Source organism: Nonomuraea sp. NPDC049758, assembly GCF_040674635.1.
Classification (GTDB): domain Bacteria; phylum Actinomycetota; class Actinomycetes; order Streptosporangiales; family Streptosporangiaceae; genus Nonomuraea.
The window spans coordinates 453,420-469,753 of record NZ_JBFAMZ010000002.1 but is presented as its reverse complement, the minus strand read 5'-3'; the positions used below and the strand labels follow the sequence as shown (position 1 = coordinate 469,753).

Genomic DNA, 16,334 nt, shown 5'->3' with positions numbered 1-16,334 from the left:
CCGTTCTCTTCGGCCGTGAGGACGTTCTTGCCGGGCGCGGCCTGGGAGCCTGGTCCTAGTCTCCAGGTTTGATCAGCGCCGCCTCGTAGGCGACGATCACGGCCTGCGCCCGGTCCCTGACCCCGATCTTGGCGAACAGGCTGGTCACGTGGTTCTTGACGGTCGAGGGGGAGACGGCCAGCTGCCCGGCGATCTCGGTGTTCGACCGGCCTCTGGCGATCAGCACGAGGATCTCCCGCTCGCGCTCGGTCAGCGCGTCCAGCACGGGCGGCGCGGGCGCGGCCGGCGGCCTCGACGCCCGCACGAACGTGCCGATCAGCCGGGTCAGCAGCCGCGGCGCGACCGCCGACTCGCCCCGGTGCACCACGCGCACGCCCTCGATCAGCTCCTCGGGGGAGACGTCCTTGGGCAGGAAGCCGTCGGCGCCCGCCCGCAGTGCCGCGACCACGTTCTCGTCCAGGTCGAACGTGCTCAGCGCGAGCACCCGCACGCCCGGCAGCTCCGAGGTGATCAGCTCGGTCGCCCGCACGCCGTCGAGCCCCGGCATGTGCAGGTCCATCAGCACCACGTCGGGACGCAGCCGCCGGCTCAGCTCGACGGCCCGCTCGCCGTCGCCGGCCTCGCCCACCACGGACAGGTCGGGCTGCGCGTCGAGCATCAGCCGGAACCCCTTGCGGACCAGCTCGTGGTCGTCGACCAGCAGCACCGTGATCATGTTGCCTCCAAGGGGATGCGGGCGTGCACCCGGAATCCTCCCCCGGGACGCGGGCCGGTCGAAAGCCGGCCGCCGCACAACGCGACCCGCTCGGCCATGCCGCCCAGCCCGAACCCCGGCGCGCCGCCCTGCTGCGGCACGCCGTCGTCGAGCACCTCGACCTCCACCGCCTCGGACCCGTAGGTCAGGCGCACGCTGGCCCTGGCGCCGGCCGCGTGCTTGCGGGTGTTGGTCAGCGCCTCCTGCACGATCCGGTAGACGGCGTGGTCCACGGCCGAGGGCAGCGTCACCGGCTCGCCCGTGACGGTCAGGCTGGCGGGCAGCCCGGCGCTCCTGGCCTCGCCGATGAGCGCGGGCAGCCGGTCGGCCCCCACGCCGGTCGCGGCGTCCGGGCCGTCGTTGCCGTCGGCCCGCAGGACGTGCAGCAGCCGGCGCATCTCCGACATCGCCTGGCGGGCGGTCTGCTGGGCGCTCTCCAGCGCCTCGCGGGTGACCTCCTGCTCGGGCGCGAGCGTCGCCCGCGCGCCGCCGACCAGGGCGTTGATCACCGTGATGTGGTGCGCGACGACGTCGTGCAGCTCCCTCGCGATCCGCCGCCGCTCGGCCTGTACGGCGGCGTCGGCGGCCTCCAGCCTGCCGCGCTCGTTCAGCTCCGCCCTGGCCTTGACCAGCGCGCCGATGCCGGCCGGGATCGCGACGACGAAGGCGCCGGCCAGGAACTGCCCGATGCCCGGCCCCCTGATCTCCATCACCGTGCCGTAGGCCATGATCCCCGCGACCGTCATGACCAGCGACGGGCGGCCGGAGGAGTGACGCGCCAGGCTGTAGAAGGCGATGCCCTCCGGGATGGTGGCCGACGTCACGAGTCCGGCCGCGATGCCGACCACGTCGAACGCCGTGACGGCCCCGGCCACCAGCACCGGCCTGCTCCGGCGGACCAGCAGCAGCACGCTGGTCAGCAGGAAGTGCGCCGACCCCAGCGCCCCCTCGGCCCCCGTCTGGACGGACGACACGATCGCCCCGAGGCCCGCGAACAGGGCGAGCACGACCACGATCGTGGTGTCGAAAACCCGGGGACGTCGGAAGAAATGGAAGATTCTGCGGAAAGGTCGCGCCCAGCGCACCATAAAACACTAAGTCACGAAATTTCTGATGCGACCGAGGCCATCCCCGACGATCACCCGGGCTACAACCAGAACAGGGCGCTGCGGTAACGTCGGCGCAAGGTGAGGGACGCGCGGAGGGCGGGGCATGAGCCGAACGGCACGAGTCATCTGGGACGACGCTCTCACCTCCTACAACTTCGGCCCGAGCCACCCGCTGGCGCCCATCAGGGTCGAGCTGACGATCGCGCTCGCCCGCGCGCTCGGCGTCCTCGACAAGGTCGAGATGGCCGGGTGCGCGCCCGCCGGCGACGACGAGCTGGCCATGGTGCACGACCGCGGCTACATCGAGGCGGTCAAGGGCGTCTCCGTGGCCGGCGTGCCCGACCTGCGGGCGGGGCTCGGCACCACCGACAATCCGGCCTTCAAGGGCGTGCACGAGGCGTCGGCGCTGATCGCGGGGGCGTCCCTGGCGGCGGCGCGCGCGGTCTGGGAGGGCGCGGCCGAGCACGCGGTCAACGTCGCGGGCGGGCTCCACCACGCCATGCCGGCCGCGGCCAGCGGCTTCTGCGTCTACAACGACCCGGCCCTGGCCATCGCCTGGCTCCTGGAGCAGGGAGCCACGCGGGTGGCCTACGTCGACGTCGACGTGCACCACGGCGACGGCGTGCAGGCCGTCTTCTACGACGACCCCCGGGTGCTGACGATCAGCCTGCACGAGAGCCCGCGCACGCTGTTCCCGGGCACCGGCTTCCCGCACGAGACCGGCGCGGAGGGCACGGCCGTCAACGTGGCGCTCCCGGCCGGCTGCGGCGACTCCGGCTGGCTGCGCGCCTTCCACGCGGTCGTGCCGCCGCTGCTGCGCGAGTTCGGCCCGGAGATCCTGGTCACCCAGCACGGCTGCGACAGCCACGCGCTCGACCCCCTCGCCAACCTCATGCTCAGCATCGACGGCCAGCGCGCCGCCTACGCCGCCCTGCACGACCTGGCGCACGAGACGGCGGGCGGCCGGTGGATCGCAGTGGGCGGCGGCGGTTACGAGCTCGTCCAGGTCGTGCCGCGCATCTGGACGCACCTCATCGCCGAGGCCGCCGGCCATCCCGTCGATCCGGCCACGCCCACCCCCGACGCCTGGCGCCGGTACGTCAGGGAGCGCACCGGCGAGGCGCCCCCGCTGACCATGACCGACGGACGTAACCCGGAATTTCATGACATCTCCGGCGGTTATGACCCAGCGGACCCCATCGACCGTGCGGTCATGGCGACCCGGCAGGCGGTGTTCCCTCTGCACGGCCTCGACCCGATGCCCTGACGACCGCCCCGACGACGCTCGACGTCCTCGATGCCCCTGATGAGGAAGACCTGTGCTGAGCCGCGACGAATTCCGCCGACACCTGATCCACAGCCGCATCGCCGGTGACGTCGCGACGTCGCGCGAGAACAACCTCGACCACTACAGCTCGCTGGCCAACCGCGACCCGTACTACATGCTCGGCCTGACGTTCGAGCAGCCGTGGACCTTCCGGGACGTCCTCGACCTGATGGCCAAGTCGGCCGGCGTGGTCGCCGATCCCGGCCACCGCCGCGGCCAGGACACCATCGACCCCGACCTGACGATCGACGCGATCGACGCCATGGCGGCGCGCATCGCGTCGGTGTTGTCGCGGCCGTCCCCGCGGGTGCTGTTCGCCACCGGCCACCCGACCGGGCTGCTCGCCGTCCACCTGCCGCTGGCCAGGTTCGCCGTCGAGCGCGGCGCGACCCTGCTCACCCCGGCCGAGGGCTGGACGTACGCCGGCTCCGGCTTCGGCCGTCCGCGCCGCATCCGCTACCTCCAGGACGTCGCCATGCTCGACGACCGCGGCGGCTTCGTGCACACCCACGACTCGGCCCCGATGCGGCACATGCTCGACGAGCTCGAAGGCGGATTGCCCGACCTGGTGATCGCCGACCACGGCTGGGCGGGGGCGGCGGGCGAGGCGGGCGTGCCGACGGTGGCCTTCGCCGACAGCAACGACCCCGGCCTGTTCCTCGGCGAGGCCGAGGGAAAGATCGACGTCGTCGTGCCACTCGACGACAATGTGCTACCCCGCTATTACGCTCCGCTGACCGAGCGATTGGTCACTCTGGTCTCACGAGCCCTTTGAGTCGAAAACGGCCCTCCCCATACCGTCTTTTCGCGCCTGCATTCCAAGAGGCTCGCTGTCCCTTTGCCAACTTTTGATGGGGCTTGGGCGACTCTTATGTGTGGCAACTTGGACAGTTCCAAGGTCCAGGCGAGGTGCTCGGCCTGGCTGCTAACCAGCGACTTTACTGGTCCGGCTGACAGGTGGCTCCGCGGACTGAGAAAATAGGGGGTTTGCGCACCCGGAGTCCCGACTTACGCTGACGGCAGTACACGTGCGTGAGCAATGGCACCAGTGGGGATAACCCGGAAACACGTGCGGAAGAGGCGTCCGATGGGTGCAGGCGAAAGACCTCTCAGCGAGGTGAAGTTCCTGACCGTGGCTGAAGTCGCGACGGTCATGAGGGTGTCCAAGATGACGGTGTACCGGCTCGTCCACTCAGGGGAGCTGCCGGCCATCCGAGTCGGCCGGTCGTTCAGAGTGCCCGAGCAGGCGGTCCACGACTATCTGCGGGAGGCCTACATCGAGGCAGGTTGAAGTAGCGGCGCGCCCGAACGCGCCGTGAATTCGGTCGCGGGAGAAGCCCGGCCTGCGCACCACGAGGCCGGGCTTTCACCCCCCAAGGGGCGATCCACCCCCGATCGCCGGTAGTCTGTCACCCGGTGTGCGCTCGCACATCGATTCAGACTTGCTATCAGTACCTGGGGGTCCCGTGGGCTCTGTGATCAAGAAGCGCCGCAAGCGGATGGCCAAGAAGAAGCACCGCAAGCTGCTCAAGAAGACGCGCATCCAGCGGCGTAACAAGAAGTAACCGACGCAGCTGCGAGGCGCTGATGACCCACACCGTGCTTGTCACCGGGGTCTCGCGCCACATAGGCGCCCGGGTGGCGAGCGTCCTCGCGGCTGACCCGGAGATCAGCCGCGTCATCGGAGTGGACACCGTGCCGCCCCCCTCGCTGACGCGGGACGGCGGCATCACTCTGGGCCGGACGGAGTTCGTCCGGGTCGATCTGCGCAGCCCCGACATCGCCGAGGTGATCGCGGCCGCGGACATCGACACCGTTGTGCACATGAGCCTGGTCAGCGCCCCGTCCAAGGGCGATGGCAGGGCCGCCATGAAGGAGCACAACGTCATCGGCACCATGCAACTGCTCGGTGCCTGCCAGCGGTCGTCGACCGTGCGGCGCGTGGTGGTGCGCTCCACCACCGCCGTCTACGGCTCGTCCCCGCGCGATCCCGCGGTGTTCACCGAGGACCTGGAGCCGCACGTCGGTCCGGTCCACGGCTACGCCAAGGACGCGGCGGAGGTCGAGGGCTACGTGCGCGGTTTCGCGCGCCGCCGCCCCGACGTGACGGTGTCGCTGCTGCGCTTCGCCAACTTCATGGGTCCGGGCGTCGACTCGCCGCTCACGCGGTACTTCACCCAGCCCGTCCTGCCGACGGTGTTCGGCTTCGACCCGCGGTTGCAGTTCGTCCACGAGGACGACGCGGTCGAGGTGCTGCGCAGGATGGCGAACGAAGACCACCCCGGCACGTTCAACGTGGCCGGGGCAGGCGTGTTGCTGCTGTCGCAGTGCGCGCGCCGGGCCGGGCGGGCGTCGTTGCCGCTGCTCGCGCCCGTCTTCCGCACGCTCGGCAACACCGTGCGCAGGCTCGGCCTCGTCGAGTACTCGCCCGAGCAGCTGCGGCTGATGAGCTACGGCCGGGCGGTCGACACCGCCAGGCTGGAGGCCGAGCTGGGCTGGCGGCCCAAGTACACCACCGCGGCGGCCTTCGACGACTTCGTGCGTTCACGGGGTATGCATCCGTTCGGAGGTGTGCGTCCGTGAGCGTGCCGCACGAGGAGGAAGGCCGGGTGATCCCGATCAGCGCCGCGCCGTCCTACGAGGAGCCCGACCCGCTGGCCCGGCTGCTGGCGTTCGTCCGCCGGCGCATCACCGGCGAGTACGAGGTCGACGAGTTCGGCTACGACCCCGAGCTGACCGACAAGGTGCTCCTTGAGCTGATCAGGCCGCTCTACCACCGCTGGTTCAGGGTCGAGACGGCCGAGCTGAAGAACGTGCCCGCCGAGGGCGGCGCGCTGGTGGTGGCCAACCACTCCGGCACGCTGCCGATCGACGCGCTCATGATGCAGGTCGCCCTGCACGACGAGGCGGGCCGGGCCGTCCGCCTGCTCGGGGCCGACCTGGTCTACCAGCTCCCGCTGCTCGGTCACCTGTCCCGCAAGACCGGCCACACGCTGGCCTGCCCCGAGGACGCCGACCGGCTGTTGCGCAAGGGCGAGCTGGTCGGCGTGTTCCCCGAGGGCTTCAAGGGCGTCGGCAAGCCGTTCTCCGAGCGCTACAAGCTGCAGCGGTTCGGCCGGGGCGGGTTCGTGGCCTCGGCGATCCGCGCGGGCGTGCCGATCGTGCCCACGGCCATCGTGGGGGCCGAGGAGATCTATCCGAAGATCGGCGACCTGAAGTTCCTGGCCCGCATCCTCGGCGTCCCCTACCTGCCGATCACGCCGTTCTTCCCGCTGCTCGGGCCGCTCGGGCTGGTGCCGCTGCCGTCCAAGTGGATGATCGAGTTCGGCGAGCCGATCCGCACCGACGAGTACGAGCCCGCCGCGGCCGACGACCCGATGCTGGTGTTCAACCTGACCGACCACGTGCGCGAGGTCGTCCAGCAGATGCTCAACGAGTTGCGGCTGCGCAGGGGGCCGGCCTTCCCACCGTTCCTGTGAAGGGTGCAACCGGCCGCGCCCGGCCGGTGTTCTGCGGGTGTAGTCACTGACACCCGAGAGGAACCTCTTCCATGGATCTCCAGCTTTCCGGCCGTGTGGCCGTCGTCACCGGCGCGTCCAAGGGCATCGGCCTGGCCGTCGCGCGCACCCTGGCGGAGGAGGGCGTGCACGTCGTGGCGGCCTCGCGGACCGCGCCCGACGCCAAGGTGACGCACGTCGCGGTGGACCTGATGGACCCGCAGGCGCCCGCCCCGGTGATCGCCCGAGCCGTCGAGGAGTTCGGCGGGGTGGACATCCTGGTCAACAACGCCGGCGGGCCGCCCCCCGGCGTGACGCTGCCCCGGATCGGGTTCATGGCGCCGGGCGACGACGACTGGCAGGCCATGTTCGAGTTCAACCTGTTCGCGGCCGTACGCATGATCCGCGCGGCCGTGCCCCTCATGGTGGAGCGCGGCGGCGGCTCGATCGTGAACATCTCCTCCGGCTCGGCCCGCCAGCCCGGGGCCATGAACGTGGACTACGGCGCGGCCAAGGCCGCCATGAACCACGTGAGCAAGGCCGTCTCGGAGGAGTACGGCCCGCAGGGCGTCCGGGTGAACACGATCTCGCCCGGCCCGGTGCTGACCGACTGGTGGACCAAGGACGGCGGCGCCGCCGACGTCATCGCCGGGATGGCCGGGGCCTCGAAGGAGGATGTCATCGCCCAGGTCGCCCCCGGCATGATGAAGCTGGCCACCGGACGCCTGGTGAGCCCGCAGGAGATCGCCGACATGGTCGCCCTGCTGGTCTCGCCGCGCTCGGGCAGCACCACCGGCGCCGACATCGCCGTGGACGGCGGGTTCCTGAAGGAGATCTGAACCCTTTCGGCGGGTTGTGGCAAGACATCCGTGACCGATTCTCCACAGAAGGGCGGAGATGATCACGCAACCCGCCACCAGGGGGGCGGACTCGGAGCTCGTGAGCGCCTCCCTGACCGAGCCGGAGGCGTTCGCCGAGTTGTTCGACCGCTACTCCGCCATGCTCTACCGGTACGTCTCCAAACGCCTCGGCCCTGAGCCCGCCGAGGACCTCGTCGGCGAGACGTTCCTCGTCGCGTTCTCCCGCCGCAAGAGCTACGACCTGTCCTGCCCCGACGCCAGGCCGTGGCTCTTCGGCATCCTCACCAAGCTCATCTCCCGCCACCACCGCAAGGAGGCGGCGCGGTACCGGGCGTTCCTGCGTGCCCCTCTCGACCAGGACGTGGAGTCGCCCGCCGACCGCGTCGCCGCGGGGGTCACGGCGCAGGCCGCCCGTCCCCGCCTGGCGGGCGCGCTGGCCGCGCTGCCCGCCAAGGACCGGGACGTCCTGCTGCTGATCGCCTGGGGCGACCTCACCTACGAAGAGGTCGCCCGGGCGCTCGGCATCCCGATCGGAACCGTGCGCTCCCGCCTCAACAGGGGCAGGCGGAAGGTGCGGGCCGCGCTCGGCGACACCAACCCCATGCTGGCGGAGGAGTGACCATGGACGACCTGCGGATGCTCCGCGACTTCGGCGGGGAACTGGAGCACGAGCCGCCACCGACGCTCGTCCGCCAGCGCGACCGCCTGCTGCGGGAGCGCCCGCGCCGCAGATGGAACGCCTACTGGACGGCCGGCCTGGTCGCCGTGGGCACGGCGGCGGCCGTCGCGGTGCCGACCATGCTGGTCAACGGCAACATCGTGGCCGCTCCGTCGACGGGCGTGCGGCCGGTCGACATCACCGGCGCCCGCAACATCCTGGTGATCGGCTCCGACACGCGCGGCGGGCCGGGCAACGCCGACTACGGCCCCGCCATGGCCAGGACGCCCGACAAGGGCGGCAGGCGCTCCGACACCATCCTGCTCGTGCACGTGCCCGCCGACCGCGGCCAGGCCGTCGGGGTCAGCGTGCCGCGCGACTCGATCGTGCAGATCCCGTCGTGCGGGTCCGACCCGGCGCGGAAGGACATGATCAACTCGGCGTACAACACCGGGGGAGCGGGCTGTCTGGTCAAGACGCTGGAGAAGCTCACCGACGTCCGCATCGACCACACGGTCGAGGTCGACTTCACCGGCTTCAAGGGCATGGTGGACGCGCTCGGCGGCGTGCAGATCACGCTCAGGTCGCCCGTGGACGACAAGGCGTCGAAGCTGAAACTGCCCGCGGGCAAGGTCATGCTCAACGGGGAGAGCGCCCTCGGCTACGCCCGCCTGCGCCGCTACGGCGACGGCTCGGACGTCCAGCGGATCAAGCGGCAGCAGATCCTGCTGCTGGCGATGCTGAAGAAGGCGAGGAGCGCCGCCGCCGACCCGGCCCGGCTGCGCGGCTTCCTCGGCGAGGTGCGCAAGTCGGTCAAGACGGACCTGAGTCTGGAGGCCATGGTCGAGCTGGCCAGGGCCACGTCCGCGACGCAGGTGGCGTTCGTCACCGTGCCGTGGAAACCGGCCCAGGACGACCCCAACCGGATCGAGTGGCGGCAGCCGGACGCCCAGAAGCTGTTCGAACGCCTGAGATGACCGGCGCCGGCGCGCGCCCGGCCGTGGACGTCAAGGAGCCGTCCACGCCGCCGGGCCGCGCCGGCGGCCTCGTCCGCGGGCGGTCAGTGGGAGCGGTAGTGCCTGCGCAGGGCGATGCCGGCCGCGACGCCGCCCGCGATCGCGCCGACCCCGGCCGCGATCGGCAGGGCGGTCATGGTGGCCTTGCGGCCGGTGCGGAAGTCCTTCACCGGCCAGTCGTGCTTCCTGGCGTGCTCGCGCAGCTCGCTGTCGGGGTTGATCGCCACCGCGCTGCCGACCAGCGACAACATCGGCAGGTCGTTGGCCGAGTCGCTGTAGGCCGTGCAGCGGGTCAGGTCGAGCCCTTCGCGGCGGGCCAGCGCGCGCACCGCCTCCGCCTTGGCCGGGCCGTGCAGCAGGTCGCCCACCAGGTGGCCGGTGTAGACGCCGCCGGCGGTCTCGGCGACCGTGCCGAGCGCGCCGGTGAGGCCGAGCCGCTGGGCGATGACCCGGGCCAGCTCGACGGGCGTGGCCGTGACGAGCCAGACGCGCTGGCCGGCGTCGAGGTGGCTCTGCGCAAGCGCGCGGGTGCCGCCCCAGATGCGGTCGGCCATGACCTCGTCGTAGATCTCCTCGCCGAGGCGGACGACGTCGTCGACCTTGGCGCCCGCGACGAAGGCGAGCGCGGTCTCCCGGGCGACCGCGATGTGCTCCGGGTTCTCGTTGCCGCGCAGCCGGAACACGGCCTGGCCGACGGCGAACTTCAGCAGATCGGATGTGGTGAACATGCCGCGCGTGGCCAGCCCGCGGGCGAAGTGGTAGATGGACGCGCCGCGCATCATGGTGTTGTCGACGTCGAAGAAGGCCGCCGCCTCCAGGTCCGGCTCGACCGGCTCGGTAGGCGCGACGGTGACCGCCGCCCGCGCCGCGGCCTCGCCGGCGGCCTCGGCCCCAACCTCGTGTCGTCGTCGCATTAGCCGCCACATGCGGTTCAGCTTACCTAGCCGGTGCCACGAGCCCCTCGATGTAGTCGAGGTAGCCGGCGGCCTGTCCCTTCTGTGCCTCGTTGAGGTGGTCCAGCATCGGCTCGACCGTCTCCCGCTGCTTCTGGGCGAACTTCTTGATCTTGGACGAGCGGGGCTGCGTCCGCGTCAACCGGCTGATCCCGGAACGGGTGGAGTCCTCCATGTCCTTGAGCGTCTGGCCGACCAGCGGGCTGTCGGTGGACGAGCCGAGCAGGCTCGCGACCTCCTTGGCCCGGGTCTCGGCCGAGGCCAGCTCACGCTCGCCGCGTTGGGCGTCGTCGGTGCTCAGGTGCACGAGGGTGCTCTCCGCGGCCCTCTTGAGCGGGTAGAGCGTGTCGCCCGGGACCGCCTGGTACGTGGCGAAGGACGCCACCATCATGGCCCCCGCCAGGCCCAGTGTGGCGACCTGGGACAGCAGCGGACGGCGTCGGCGGCGTACGGACGGGACGGCCGGGCCCGGCGCGCGCTCCTCGTCGGGGGCCGTCAGCAGCAGGCGGCCGGAGACCAGGTCCTCGCGCAGGCGCTCGCGGAACGCCGCCTCGGGCCCGCCGCCCAGAGACGGGCCGCGCAGCTCCGTGAGACGCTCGATGACGAGCTCCCGCCGCCTGCGCGCCCTACTCATGACAGCTCCCTGAGGGATCCAGCCGTGCCAACTGGCCTAACGAGGTGCGGGTGGGAGAGGTTACGCCAGGTCGTGCTTGAGTGCCCTGGCGAGCGTTCGAATGGCCCGAAACTGCAGCGCTTTGATCGCTCCACTCTTCTTCCCCATGATCAACGCGGTTTCCGCGAGCGAGAGGCCGTGCAGGAAGCGCAGCACCACGCATTCCTGCTGGTCGGGATTGAGATCGCGGACGGCGCGCAGCACCCGGTCGTTCATGATGGCCGTGACCACCGCGTTCTCCGGGATGTGCGCGCCTTCGAGCGGCACGTCGATCAGCTCTCCCGTCGGGATCTCCAGTCGGTAGCGGCCGGACTTGAAGTGGTCGGCCACCAGGTTCCTGGCGATGGTGACGAGCCAGGCGCCGAAGTCGCGCCCCTGCCAGGTGAAGTCGCCGATCCTGCGCAGCGCGCGCAGGAAGGTCTCGCTGGTCAGGTCCTCGGCGAGCTGGTGGGAGCCGACCCGGAAGTAGATGTAGCGGTAGACGAGGTCCACATAGCGGTCGTAGAGCGTGCCAAAGGAGTCCGTGCATCCGTTCTTGGCGTGCAGCACCAGCGTGCGGATGTCGTCGGGCACTTCTTCGCGCACGCCAAGCTCGCCCGTCCGGGCAGGTCCAGCGACCGCTGGAGCAAGCAGCCCGGCGAACGGCCACGAATCAGGCATCCGGTATCCCTAGGGGTAAGGGGTGCGGCGTGCTCGAATACTCTAGAAATCAACTGGAAATTCCACAATCCGCGCCTGCTGGCCTGGCTACGAGTAATCGCCCTATACCGTATAGGCGCATACCCCACAGCCTGCGGCGAAGCCCCTCATGGAGCGCCTGTTTCCTCTTCGGCTACCGGCCGGGAGGCATCGTCCGGCAGCATTGGAGTCACCATGGAGATCCTCGTTGCTGTCATAGCCCTTGCCGGTGCGCTCCTCGCCGCGGTCGCGACCGGAGCCCTGATCCGCCGGCTGCGCGACGAGCCCGAGGGGTGGTTGATCGCCTGGACCGTTGCAGCTGGAGCCCTGTGCCTGTCGCTGGCCGCGATCGGCGTCGGGTCCGTCCTGGGGTTCGGGCCGGCCACGTTCCGCGTCTACCAGGTGACGGGGTCGCTGCTCGCGCCGCTCTGGCTGGCCGTGGGCCTGATCCAGCTCCTGGCCGACAAGGTGCCGCCGAGGTTCCTCGCGTGGTTGTTCGGCATCGCGCTCACGGTCGTCTCCGTCGCGATCCTCGTCTTCGACCCGCTCAAGTCCACCGACTTCGGCAAGGCGCTGCCGCCCGGGTCGGCCATGTGGCAGCTCATCCCCGACAAGCTGCTCATCGGCGTGCACGCCATCGACGTGCTCGTCCTGCTGGCGTGCGTGGTGGTGGCCGGGCTCAAGTGGCGCGGCGGCGACGAGTACGACACCGACAACCTCCACGCGGTCCTGGTCATCGCGCCGTCGAGCATCGCCCTGGTGGGGGCCATGCGGTTCTCGGTGCCGCCGCTGTTCACCACCGCGCTGCTCGCGGTGGGCGCGGCGGCGATCTGGTACACCGTGCTGCGCCCGCTGGCGCCGTACGAGGACGACGAGGACGACCTGGAGACGCCGCACGACGACGTGGAGCGCCGGCCGGGCCGCCGGGTCGCGCCCGCGCCCGCGCCCGAGCCCGTGCCGGTGCCGGCCGCCGAGCCGCCTCCCGTGGCGCCTCCGCGCCGCTCACCCGGCCTGGGCGACCTGGTGGCCGAGTACCGGGCGGGCGACCAGCAGGTCGACTACGCCGCCCGGATGGGGGCCGCACCCGACTCGGGCCCCGCGACCGGCTACATCATGAACGGCTCCCCGCCCCCGCGCATGGACACCTCCCCGCGCATGGACGCCCAGCCCTCCCGGCCCGACTACTCGATGCCCGGCACCGGCGTGGCCTACCCGGGCGCCGAGCTGTTCACCCCGTCGCAGCCCCAGCAGGCGGGCGGCCGGCCCTCGCCCAGCATCTACGGCCTGCTCACCGTCTTCACCATCATGGACGGCGCCGGCGACGCGTTCGACCGCCTGGCCGAGGCCACGGTCGAGGCCGTGCGCCGCGGCGAGCCCGACACGCTCGTCTACGCCTGCCACGCCGTCAAGTCGGCGCCCCTGCAGCGCATCGTCTACGAGCTCTACCGCGACGAGGTCGCCTACCGCGACCACCAGCGCCAGCCGCACGTCGAGCGGTTCCTCAACGAGCGTCAGGCGATGGTGCTGGCCACCAACGTCATCGAGCTCAACGTCAACGCCGCGAAGGTGGTGCCGCTGCCCACCGTCATGTTCTGACTGTCATGTTCTAGGTCAGGGCGGCGCGCAGGCGGGCCTCGTCGACCCGCCAGAAGTCGTGCTGCACGCCGTCGATCAGCGTCACCGGGATCATCTCCCAGTACTTCTCCCTGAGCTCCTCGGAGGAGTCGATGCTGACCTCCTCCCACGGCACGCCCAGCTCTCCGGCCACCCTGGCGATGACCGCGCGGGCGTCGTCACAGAGGTGGCAGCCGGGTTTGCCGAGCAAGGTGATGCGATGCATGTCCCCAACCGTAGCGCCCCTACTTTGTGCATCGGTTCACAAAGGGATTAACCTGAAAGACGGTTCTAATCCGTTCAGCGGTCCCCACCGCCCGTTCCCTGGAGCTCCGGCACGTGAAGAGCCCGTCCCAGTCCCGTGACCGCGGCATCCCCGAGGCGACGGTCGCCAGGCTTCCGTTGTACCTGCGGGCGCTGCACGGGATGGCGGAGCGCGGGGTCGCGACCGTGAGCTCGGAGGACCTGGCCGTGGCCGCGGGCGTGAACTCGGCCAAGCTCCGCAAGGACCTCTCGCACCTCGGCTCGTACGGCACCCGCGGCGTAGGCTACGAGGTGGAGTACCTCGTCTACCAGATCTCCCGCGAACTCGGCCTGACCCAGGACTGGGCGGTCGCGATCGTCGGGGTCGGCAACCTCGGCCGCGCCCTGGCGAACTACGGCGGCTTCGTCTCCAGGGGCTTCCGCGTGGCCGCGCTCTTCGACGCCGACCCCGAAGTCGTGGGCGACACCATCGCGGGGTTGAATGTGGAGCACATCGACGAACTGGAAGCCGTCATCAAGCGGCGTGGAGTCTCGATCGTGGTACTGGCGACACCGGCGGCAGCGGCGCAGGAAGTGTGCGATCGTGTTGTCGCCGTGGGCGTGACCAGCATCCTGAACTTCGCCCCAGTCGTTCTCACCGTTCCGGACACCGTCGACGTCCGGAAGGTCGACCTATCAATCGAACTGCAGATTCTCGCGTTCCACGAGCAACGCAAGGCTGGGGGGCCACTCATGGCGGTGGACGGTCAATGAGTGTTCTGGCGATCGGACTCAGCCACCGGACGGCTCCGGTGGCGCTTCTCGAACGCGTCTCGGTGACCGGTGACGCGCTGGTCAAGCTGCTGCACGACGTGCAGCAGGACACCAGCGTCGCGGAGGCCATGGTGATCTCGACCTGCAACAGGGTCGAGATCTACGTCACGGTCGACCGCTTCCACGCCGCGGTCACCTCGATCAGCGGGCTGCTGGCCGTCCACTCCGGCGTGCCGGCCGACGAGCTGACCCCGCATCTCTACGTGCACTACGAGGAGCGGGCCGTCGAGCACCTGTTCTCGATGGTGTGCGGCCTCGACTCCATGGCCGTCGGCGAGGGCCAGATCCTGGGCCAGGTCCGCCAGGCGCTCAAGCTCGCCCAGAAGCACGGCACGGTCGGCGCGACCCTCAACGAGCTGACGCAGCAGGCGCTGCGCGTCGGCAAGCGCGCCCACACCGACACCGGCATCGACCAGGCCGGCCCCTCGCTGGTCTCGGCGGGCCTCGCGCTCGCCGGCGACCTGGCCGGGCGGCGGGCGCTGGTGGTGGGCGCGGGCTCGATGAGTTCGCTGGCCGCCGTCACGCTGCAGCGCGCCGGGGTCACCGACATCGTCGTGGCCAACCGCACGTACGAGCGGGGCGCGCGGCTGGCCGAGTCGGTCGGCGGCCGGGCCGTCGCGTTCGCCGCCGTGCGCGAGGAGCTGGCCGGCGCCGACATCGTGATCACCTGCACCGGCGCCGGGCGGCACGTCATCACCTCCGACATGCTGACCAGGGGCGTGTTCCTGCTCGACCTGGCGCTGCCGCACGACATCGACCCGGCCGTGCGCGAGGTGCCCGGCGTCACGCTGGTCGACCTGGAGACGATCCAGGAGTCCGGCGTCGGCTCGCGCGGCGGCGACGCCGTCGAGTCCGTCCGCGCGCTCGTGGCCGAGGAGCTGAGCGCCTACCTCGACGCCGCCCGCGCCGCCCGCGTCACCCCGACCGTGGTGGCGCTGCGCAGCAAGGCGGCGGGCGTGGTGGAGTCCGAGCTGGGCCGACTGATGATGCGCATGCCCGATCTCGACGACAAGGCCAGGGACGAAATCGCCATGACCGTGCAGAGGGTCGTTGACAAACTGCTTCACGAGCCGACTGTGCGTGTCAAGCAGCTCGCCGCCGGTCCAGGGGGCGATCATTATGCGGAAGCCCTGCGTGAGTTGTTCAATCTCGATCCGAAGATGCCCGCGGCCGTGAGGGAGGTGGAGCTGTGAACCTGCGGTTGGGCACCCGCCGCAGCATGCTGGCGACCACGCAGTCCCAGATGGTGGCCGACGCCCTCACCGCGCGCACCGGGCACCCGGTCGAGCTGGTGGGCGTGACGACCTTCGGCGACGTGACCAAGGCGCACCTGGCGCAGCTCGGCGGCACCGGCGTGTTCGTCAGCGCGCTGCGCGACAAGCTGGTCGAGGGCGAGATCGACTTCGCCGTCCACTCGCTGAAGGACCTGCCGACCAAGCAGGACCCGCGCTTCACGCTGGCCGCGCTCCCCGAGCGCCACGACCACCGCGACGCGCTGGTCGGCTCGCACAAGTTCGCCGACCTGCCCGCCGGGGCCAGGGTCGGCACGGGCTCGCCGCGCCGCGTCGCCATGCTGAGCGCGCTCCGCCCCGACCTGGAGTACGTCCCGATCCGCGGCAACGCCGACACGCGCATCGGCAAGATCGCCGCGGGCGAGCTCGACGCCGTCGTGCTGGCCAGCGCCGGGCTCACCAGGCTCGGCCGCGGCGGCGAGATCGCGCAGATCTTCGAGGTCGAGGAGCTGCTGCCGGCCCCCGGCCAGGGCGCGCTGGCCGTGGAGTGCCTGGCCGCGCGCACCGACCTGATCGAGACCCTGTCCGTGCTCGACGACCCGCGCACGCGCAGCGCGGTGACCGCCGAACGCGCCGTGCTGTCCGCCCTGGAAGCGGGCTGCGCCGCACCCGTGGGTGCTTTCGCGGCCGATCACGGGCACACTCTGAACCTGACCGCAGTGGTCGTCTCCATCGACGGCCGCGAAGCGGTCCGCAAGTCCGCCGCCGGTTCTCCTTCGGAGGCTGCACAGCTGGGCCGCCTCCTGGCGGCCGAGATGATCGCCGAAGGGGCCGACAGATTGATGGGGGAGCAATCCCATTGAGCTCCGATAGTCCAACCTCCGGT

Annotated in this window: 19 protein-coding genes; 13 read left to right on the top strand and 6 right to left on the bottom strand. The window is 70.9% G+C overall.

The features are described from left to right. Nucleotides 1-55 precede the first annotated feature (55 nt). Entirely contained in the window at nucleotides 56-715 is a 660-nt protein-coding gene (locus AB0J46_RS06710; RefSeq protein WP_364327375.1) for a response regulator transcription factor, read from the bottom strand. Next, on the bottom strand, nucleotides 712-1,761 hold the full coding sequence (locus tag AB0J46_RS06705; RefSeq protein WP_364327372.1) for a histidine kinase: 1,050 nt from the start codon (nucleotides 1,759-1,761) through the stop codon (nucleotides 712-714). The genes AB0J46_RS06710 and AB0J46_RS06705 overlap by 4 nt, the downstream gene beginning before the upstream one ends. 205 nt (nucleotides 1,762-1,966) lie before the next feature. Between AB0J46_RS06705 and AB0J46_RS06700 the strand changes: the two genes are divergently transcribed. The 9 genes from AB0J46_RS06700 (at nucleotide 1,967) to AB0J46_RS06660 (ending at nucleotide 9,182) form a co-directional block, all read left to right on the top strand. Then, nucleotides 1,967-3,130: an acetoin utilization protein AcuC gene (locus tag AB0J46_RS06700; RefSeq protein WP_364327369.1), complete on the top strand. Its 1,164-nt coding sequence runs from the start codon at nucleotides 1,967-1,969 to the stop codon at nucleotides 3,128-3,130. Between the two features lie 52 nt (nucleotides 3,131-3,182). After that, nucleotides 3,183-3,965 carry a phosphatase gene (locus AB0J46_RS06695; protein WP_364327366.1) on the top strand — a complete coding sequence of 261 codons (783 nt, stop codon included), beginning with the start codon at nucleotides 3,183-3,185 and terminating at the stop codon, nucleotides 3,963-3,965. 312 nt (nucleotides 3,966-4,277) lie between these two features. Continuing rightward, nucleotides 4,278-4,481 carry a helix-turn-helix domain-containing protein gene (locus AB0J46_RS06690; protein WP_026214222.1) on the top strand — a complete coding sequence of 68 codons (204 nt, stop codon included), beginning with the start codon at nucleotides 4,278-4,280 and terminating at the stop codon, nucleotides 4,479-4,481. A gap of 175 nt (nucleotides 4,482-4,656) precedes the next feature. Further along, complete coding sequence (locus AB0J46_RS06685; RefSeq protein ID WP_018654693.1) at nucleotides 4,657-4,755, top strand: AURKAIP1/COX24 domain-containing protein; 99 nt, start codon at nucleotides 4,657-4,659, stop codon at nucleotides 4,753-4,755. A gap of 22 nt (nucleotides 4,756-4,777) precedes the next feature. Then, nucleotides 4,778-5,773: an NAD-dependent epimerase/dehydratase family protein gene (locus tag AB0J46_RS06680; protein WP_358290316.1), complete on the top strand. Its 996-nt coding sequence runs from the start codon at nucleotides 4,778-4,780 to the stop codon at nucleotides 5,771-5,773. 26 nt (nucleotides 5,774-5,799) lie between these two features. Then, a complete protein-coding gene (locus AB0J46_RS06675) occupies nucleotides 5,800-6,669 on the top strand; it encodes a lysophospholipid acyltransferase family protein (protein WP_358290771.1) in 870 nt (289 codons plus the stop codon). Nucleotides 6,670-6,740: 71 nt separating this feature from the next. Then, entirely contained in the window at nucleotides 6,741-7,526 is a 786-nt protein-coding gene (locus AB0J46_RS06670; protein ID WP_364327363.1) for an SDR family NAD(P)-dependent oxidoreductase, read from the top strand. Nucleotides 7,527-7,584: 58 nt separating this feature from the next. Next, nucleotides 7,585-8,166 (top strand): sigma-70 family RNA polymerase sigma factor, encoded by a 582-nt coding sequence (locus tag AB0J46_RS06665; RefSeq protein ID WP_364327360.1) that lies wholly within the window; start codon nucleotides 7,585-7,587, stop codon nucleotides 8,164-8,166. Nucleotides 8,167-8,168: 2 nt separating this feature from the next. Further along, the gene (locus AB0J46_RS06660; protein WP_364327357.1) at nucleotides 8,169-9,182 is read left to right on the top strand and encodes an LCP family protein; all 1,014 of its coding nucleotides are present in this window, start codon (nucleotides 8,169-8,171) and stop codon (nucleotides 9,180-9,182) included. An 83-nt stretch (nucleotides 9,183-9,265) separates the two neighbouring features. Here the strand turns inward: AB0J46_RS06660 and AB0J46_RS06655 are convergent, their stop codons facing one another. The 3 genes from AB0J46_RS06655 to AB0J46_RS06645 are packed head-to-tail and all read right to left on the bottom strand — an operon-like array spanning nucleotide 9,266 to nucleotide 11,432. Continuing rightward, nucleotides 9,266-10,135 carry an HAD-IB family hydrolase gene (locus tag AB0J46_RS06655; RefSeq protein WP_358290304.1) on the bottom strand — a complete coding sequence of 290 codons (870 nt, stop codon included), beginning with the start codon at nucleotides 10,133-10,135 and terminating at the stop codon, nucleotides 9,266-9,268. A gap of 22 nt (nucleotides 10,136-10,157) precedes the next feature. Beyond that, nucleotides 10,158-10,808: a DUF5667 domain-containing protein gene (locus tag AB0J46_RS06650; protein ID WP_364327354.1), complete on the bottom strand. Its 651-nt coding sequence runs from the start codon at nucleotides 10,806-10,808 to the stop codon at nucleotides 10,158-10,160. Between the two features lie 60 nt (nucleotides 10,809-10,868). Then, complete coding sequence (locus AB0J46_RS06645; RefSeq protein WP_357966288.1) at nucleotides 10,869-11,432, bottom strand: sigma-70 family RNA polymerase sigma factor; 564 nt, start codon at nucleotides 11,430-11,432, stop codon at nucleotides 10,869-10,871. Between the two features lie 288 nt (nucleotides 11,433-11,720). Between AB0J46_RS06645 and AB0J46_RS06640 the strand changes: the two genes are divergently transcribed. After that, entirely contained in the window at nucleotides 11,721-13,121 is a 1,401-nt protein-coding gene (locus tag AB0J46_RS06640; protein ID WP_364327351.1) for an antibiotic biosynthesis monooxygenase, read from the top strand. Nucleotides 13,122-13,131: 10 nt separating this feature from the next. Here the strand turns inward: AB0J46_RS06640 and AB0J46_RS06635 are convergent, their stop codons facing one another. Continuing rightward, nucleotides 13,132-13,365 (bottom strand): glutaredoxin family protein, encoded by a 234-nt coding sequence (locus AB0J46_RS06635; RefSeq protein WP_364327348.1) that lies wholly within the window; start codon nucleotides 13,363-13,365, stop codon nucleotides 13,132-13,134. A gap of 113 nt (nucleotides 13,366-13,478) precedes the next feature. Between AB0J46_RS06635 and AB0J46_RS06630 the strand changes: the two genes are divergently transcribed. The 3 genes from AB0J46_RS06630 to hemC are packed head-to-tail and all read left to right on the top strand — an operon-like array spanning nucleotide 13,479 to nucleotide 16,311. Continuing rightward, nucleotides 13,479-14,156, top strand: coding sequence for a redox-sensing transcriptional repressor Rex (locus AB0J46_RS06630; protein ID WP_352357297.1), 678 nt, complete (start codon nucleotides 13,479-13,481; stop codon nucleotides 14,154-14,156). Further along, nucleotides 14,153-15,409, top strand: coding sequence for a glutamyl-tRNA reductase (locus tag AB0J46_RS06625; protein WP_364327345.1), 1,257 nt, complete (start codon nucleotides 14,153-14,155; stop codon nucleotides 15,407-15,409). Before AB0J46_RS06630 ends, AB0J46_RS06625 begins: the two co-directional genes overlap by 4 nt. Further along, a complete protein-coding gene (gene hemC / locus AB0J46_RS06620) occupies nucleotides 15,406-16,311 on the top strand; it encodes a hydroxymethylbilane synthase (protein ID WP_364327342.1) in 906 nt (301 codons plus the stop codon). Before AB0J46_RS06625 ends, hemC begins: the two co-directional genes overlap by 4 nt. The last annotated feature ends 23 nt before the right edge of the window (nucleotides 16,312-16,334 follow it).

Bases quoted from the DNA above. Each gene is read 5' to 3' on its own strand.
- AB0J46_RS06710 (WP_364327375.1), bottom strand. From the start codon at position 715: ATGATCACGGTGCTGCTGGTCGACGACCACGAGCTGGTCCGCAAGGGG.
- AB0J46_RS06700 (WP_364327369.1), top strand. From the start codon at position 1,967: ATGAGCCGAACGGCACGAGTCATCTGGGACGACGCTCTCACCTCCTAC.
- AB0J46_RS06690 (WP_026214222.1), top strand. From the start codon at position 4,278: ATGGGTGCAGGCGAAAGACCTCTCAGCGAGGTGAAGTTCCTGACCGTG.
- AB0J46_RS06680 (WP_358290316.1), top strand. From the start codon at position 4,778: ATGACCCACACCGTGCTTGTCACCGGGGTCTCGCGCCACATAGGCGCC.
- AB0J46_RS06670 (WP_364327363.1), top strand. From the start codon at position 6,741: ATGGATCTCCAGCTTTCCGGCCGTGTGGCCGTCGTCACCGGCGCGTCC.
- AB0J46_RS06665 (WP_364327360.1), top strand. From the start codon at position 7,585: ATGATCACGCAACCCGCCACCAGGGGGGCGGACTCGGAGCTCGTGAGC.
- AB0J46_RS06660 (WP_364327357.1), top strand. From the start codon at position 8,169: ATGGACGACCTGCGGATGCTCCGCGACTTCGGCGGGGAACTGGAGCAC.
- AB0J46_RS06655 (WP_358290304.1), bottom strand. From the start codon at position 10,135: ATGCGACGACGACACGAGGTTGGGGCCGAGGCCGCCGGCGAGGCCGCG.
- AB0J46_RS06650 (WP_364327354.1), bottom strand. From the start codon at position 10,808: ATGAGTAGGGCGCGCAGGCGGCGGGAGCTCGTCATCGAGCGTCTCACG.
- AB0J46_RS06640 (WP_364327351.1), top strand. From the start codon at position 11,721: ATGGAGATCCTCGTTGCTGTCATAGCCCTTGCCGGTGCGCTCCTCGCC.
- AB0J46_RS06635 (WP_364327348.1), bottom strand. From the start codon at position 13,365: ATGCATCGCATCACCTTGCTCGGCAAACCCGGCTGCCACCTCTGTGAC.
- AB0J46_RS06625 (WP_364327345.1), top strand. From the start codon at position 14,153: ATGAGTGTTCTGGCGATCGGACTCAGCCACCGGACGGCTCCGGTGGCG.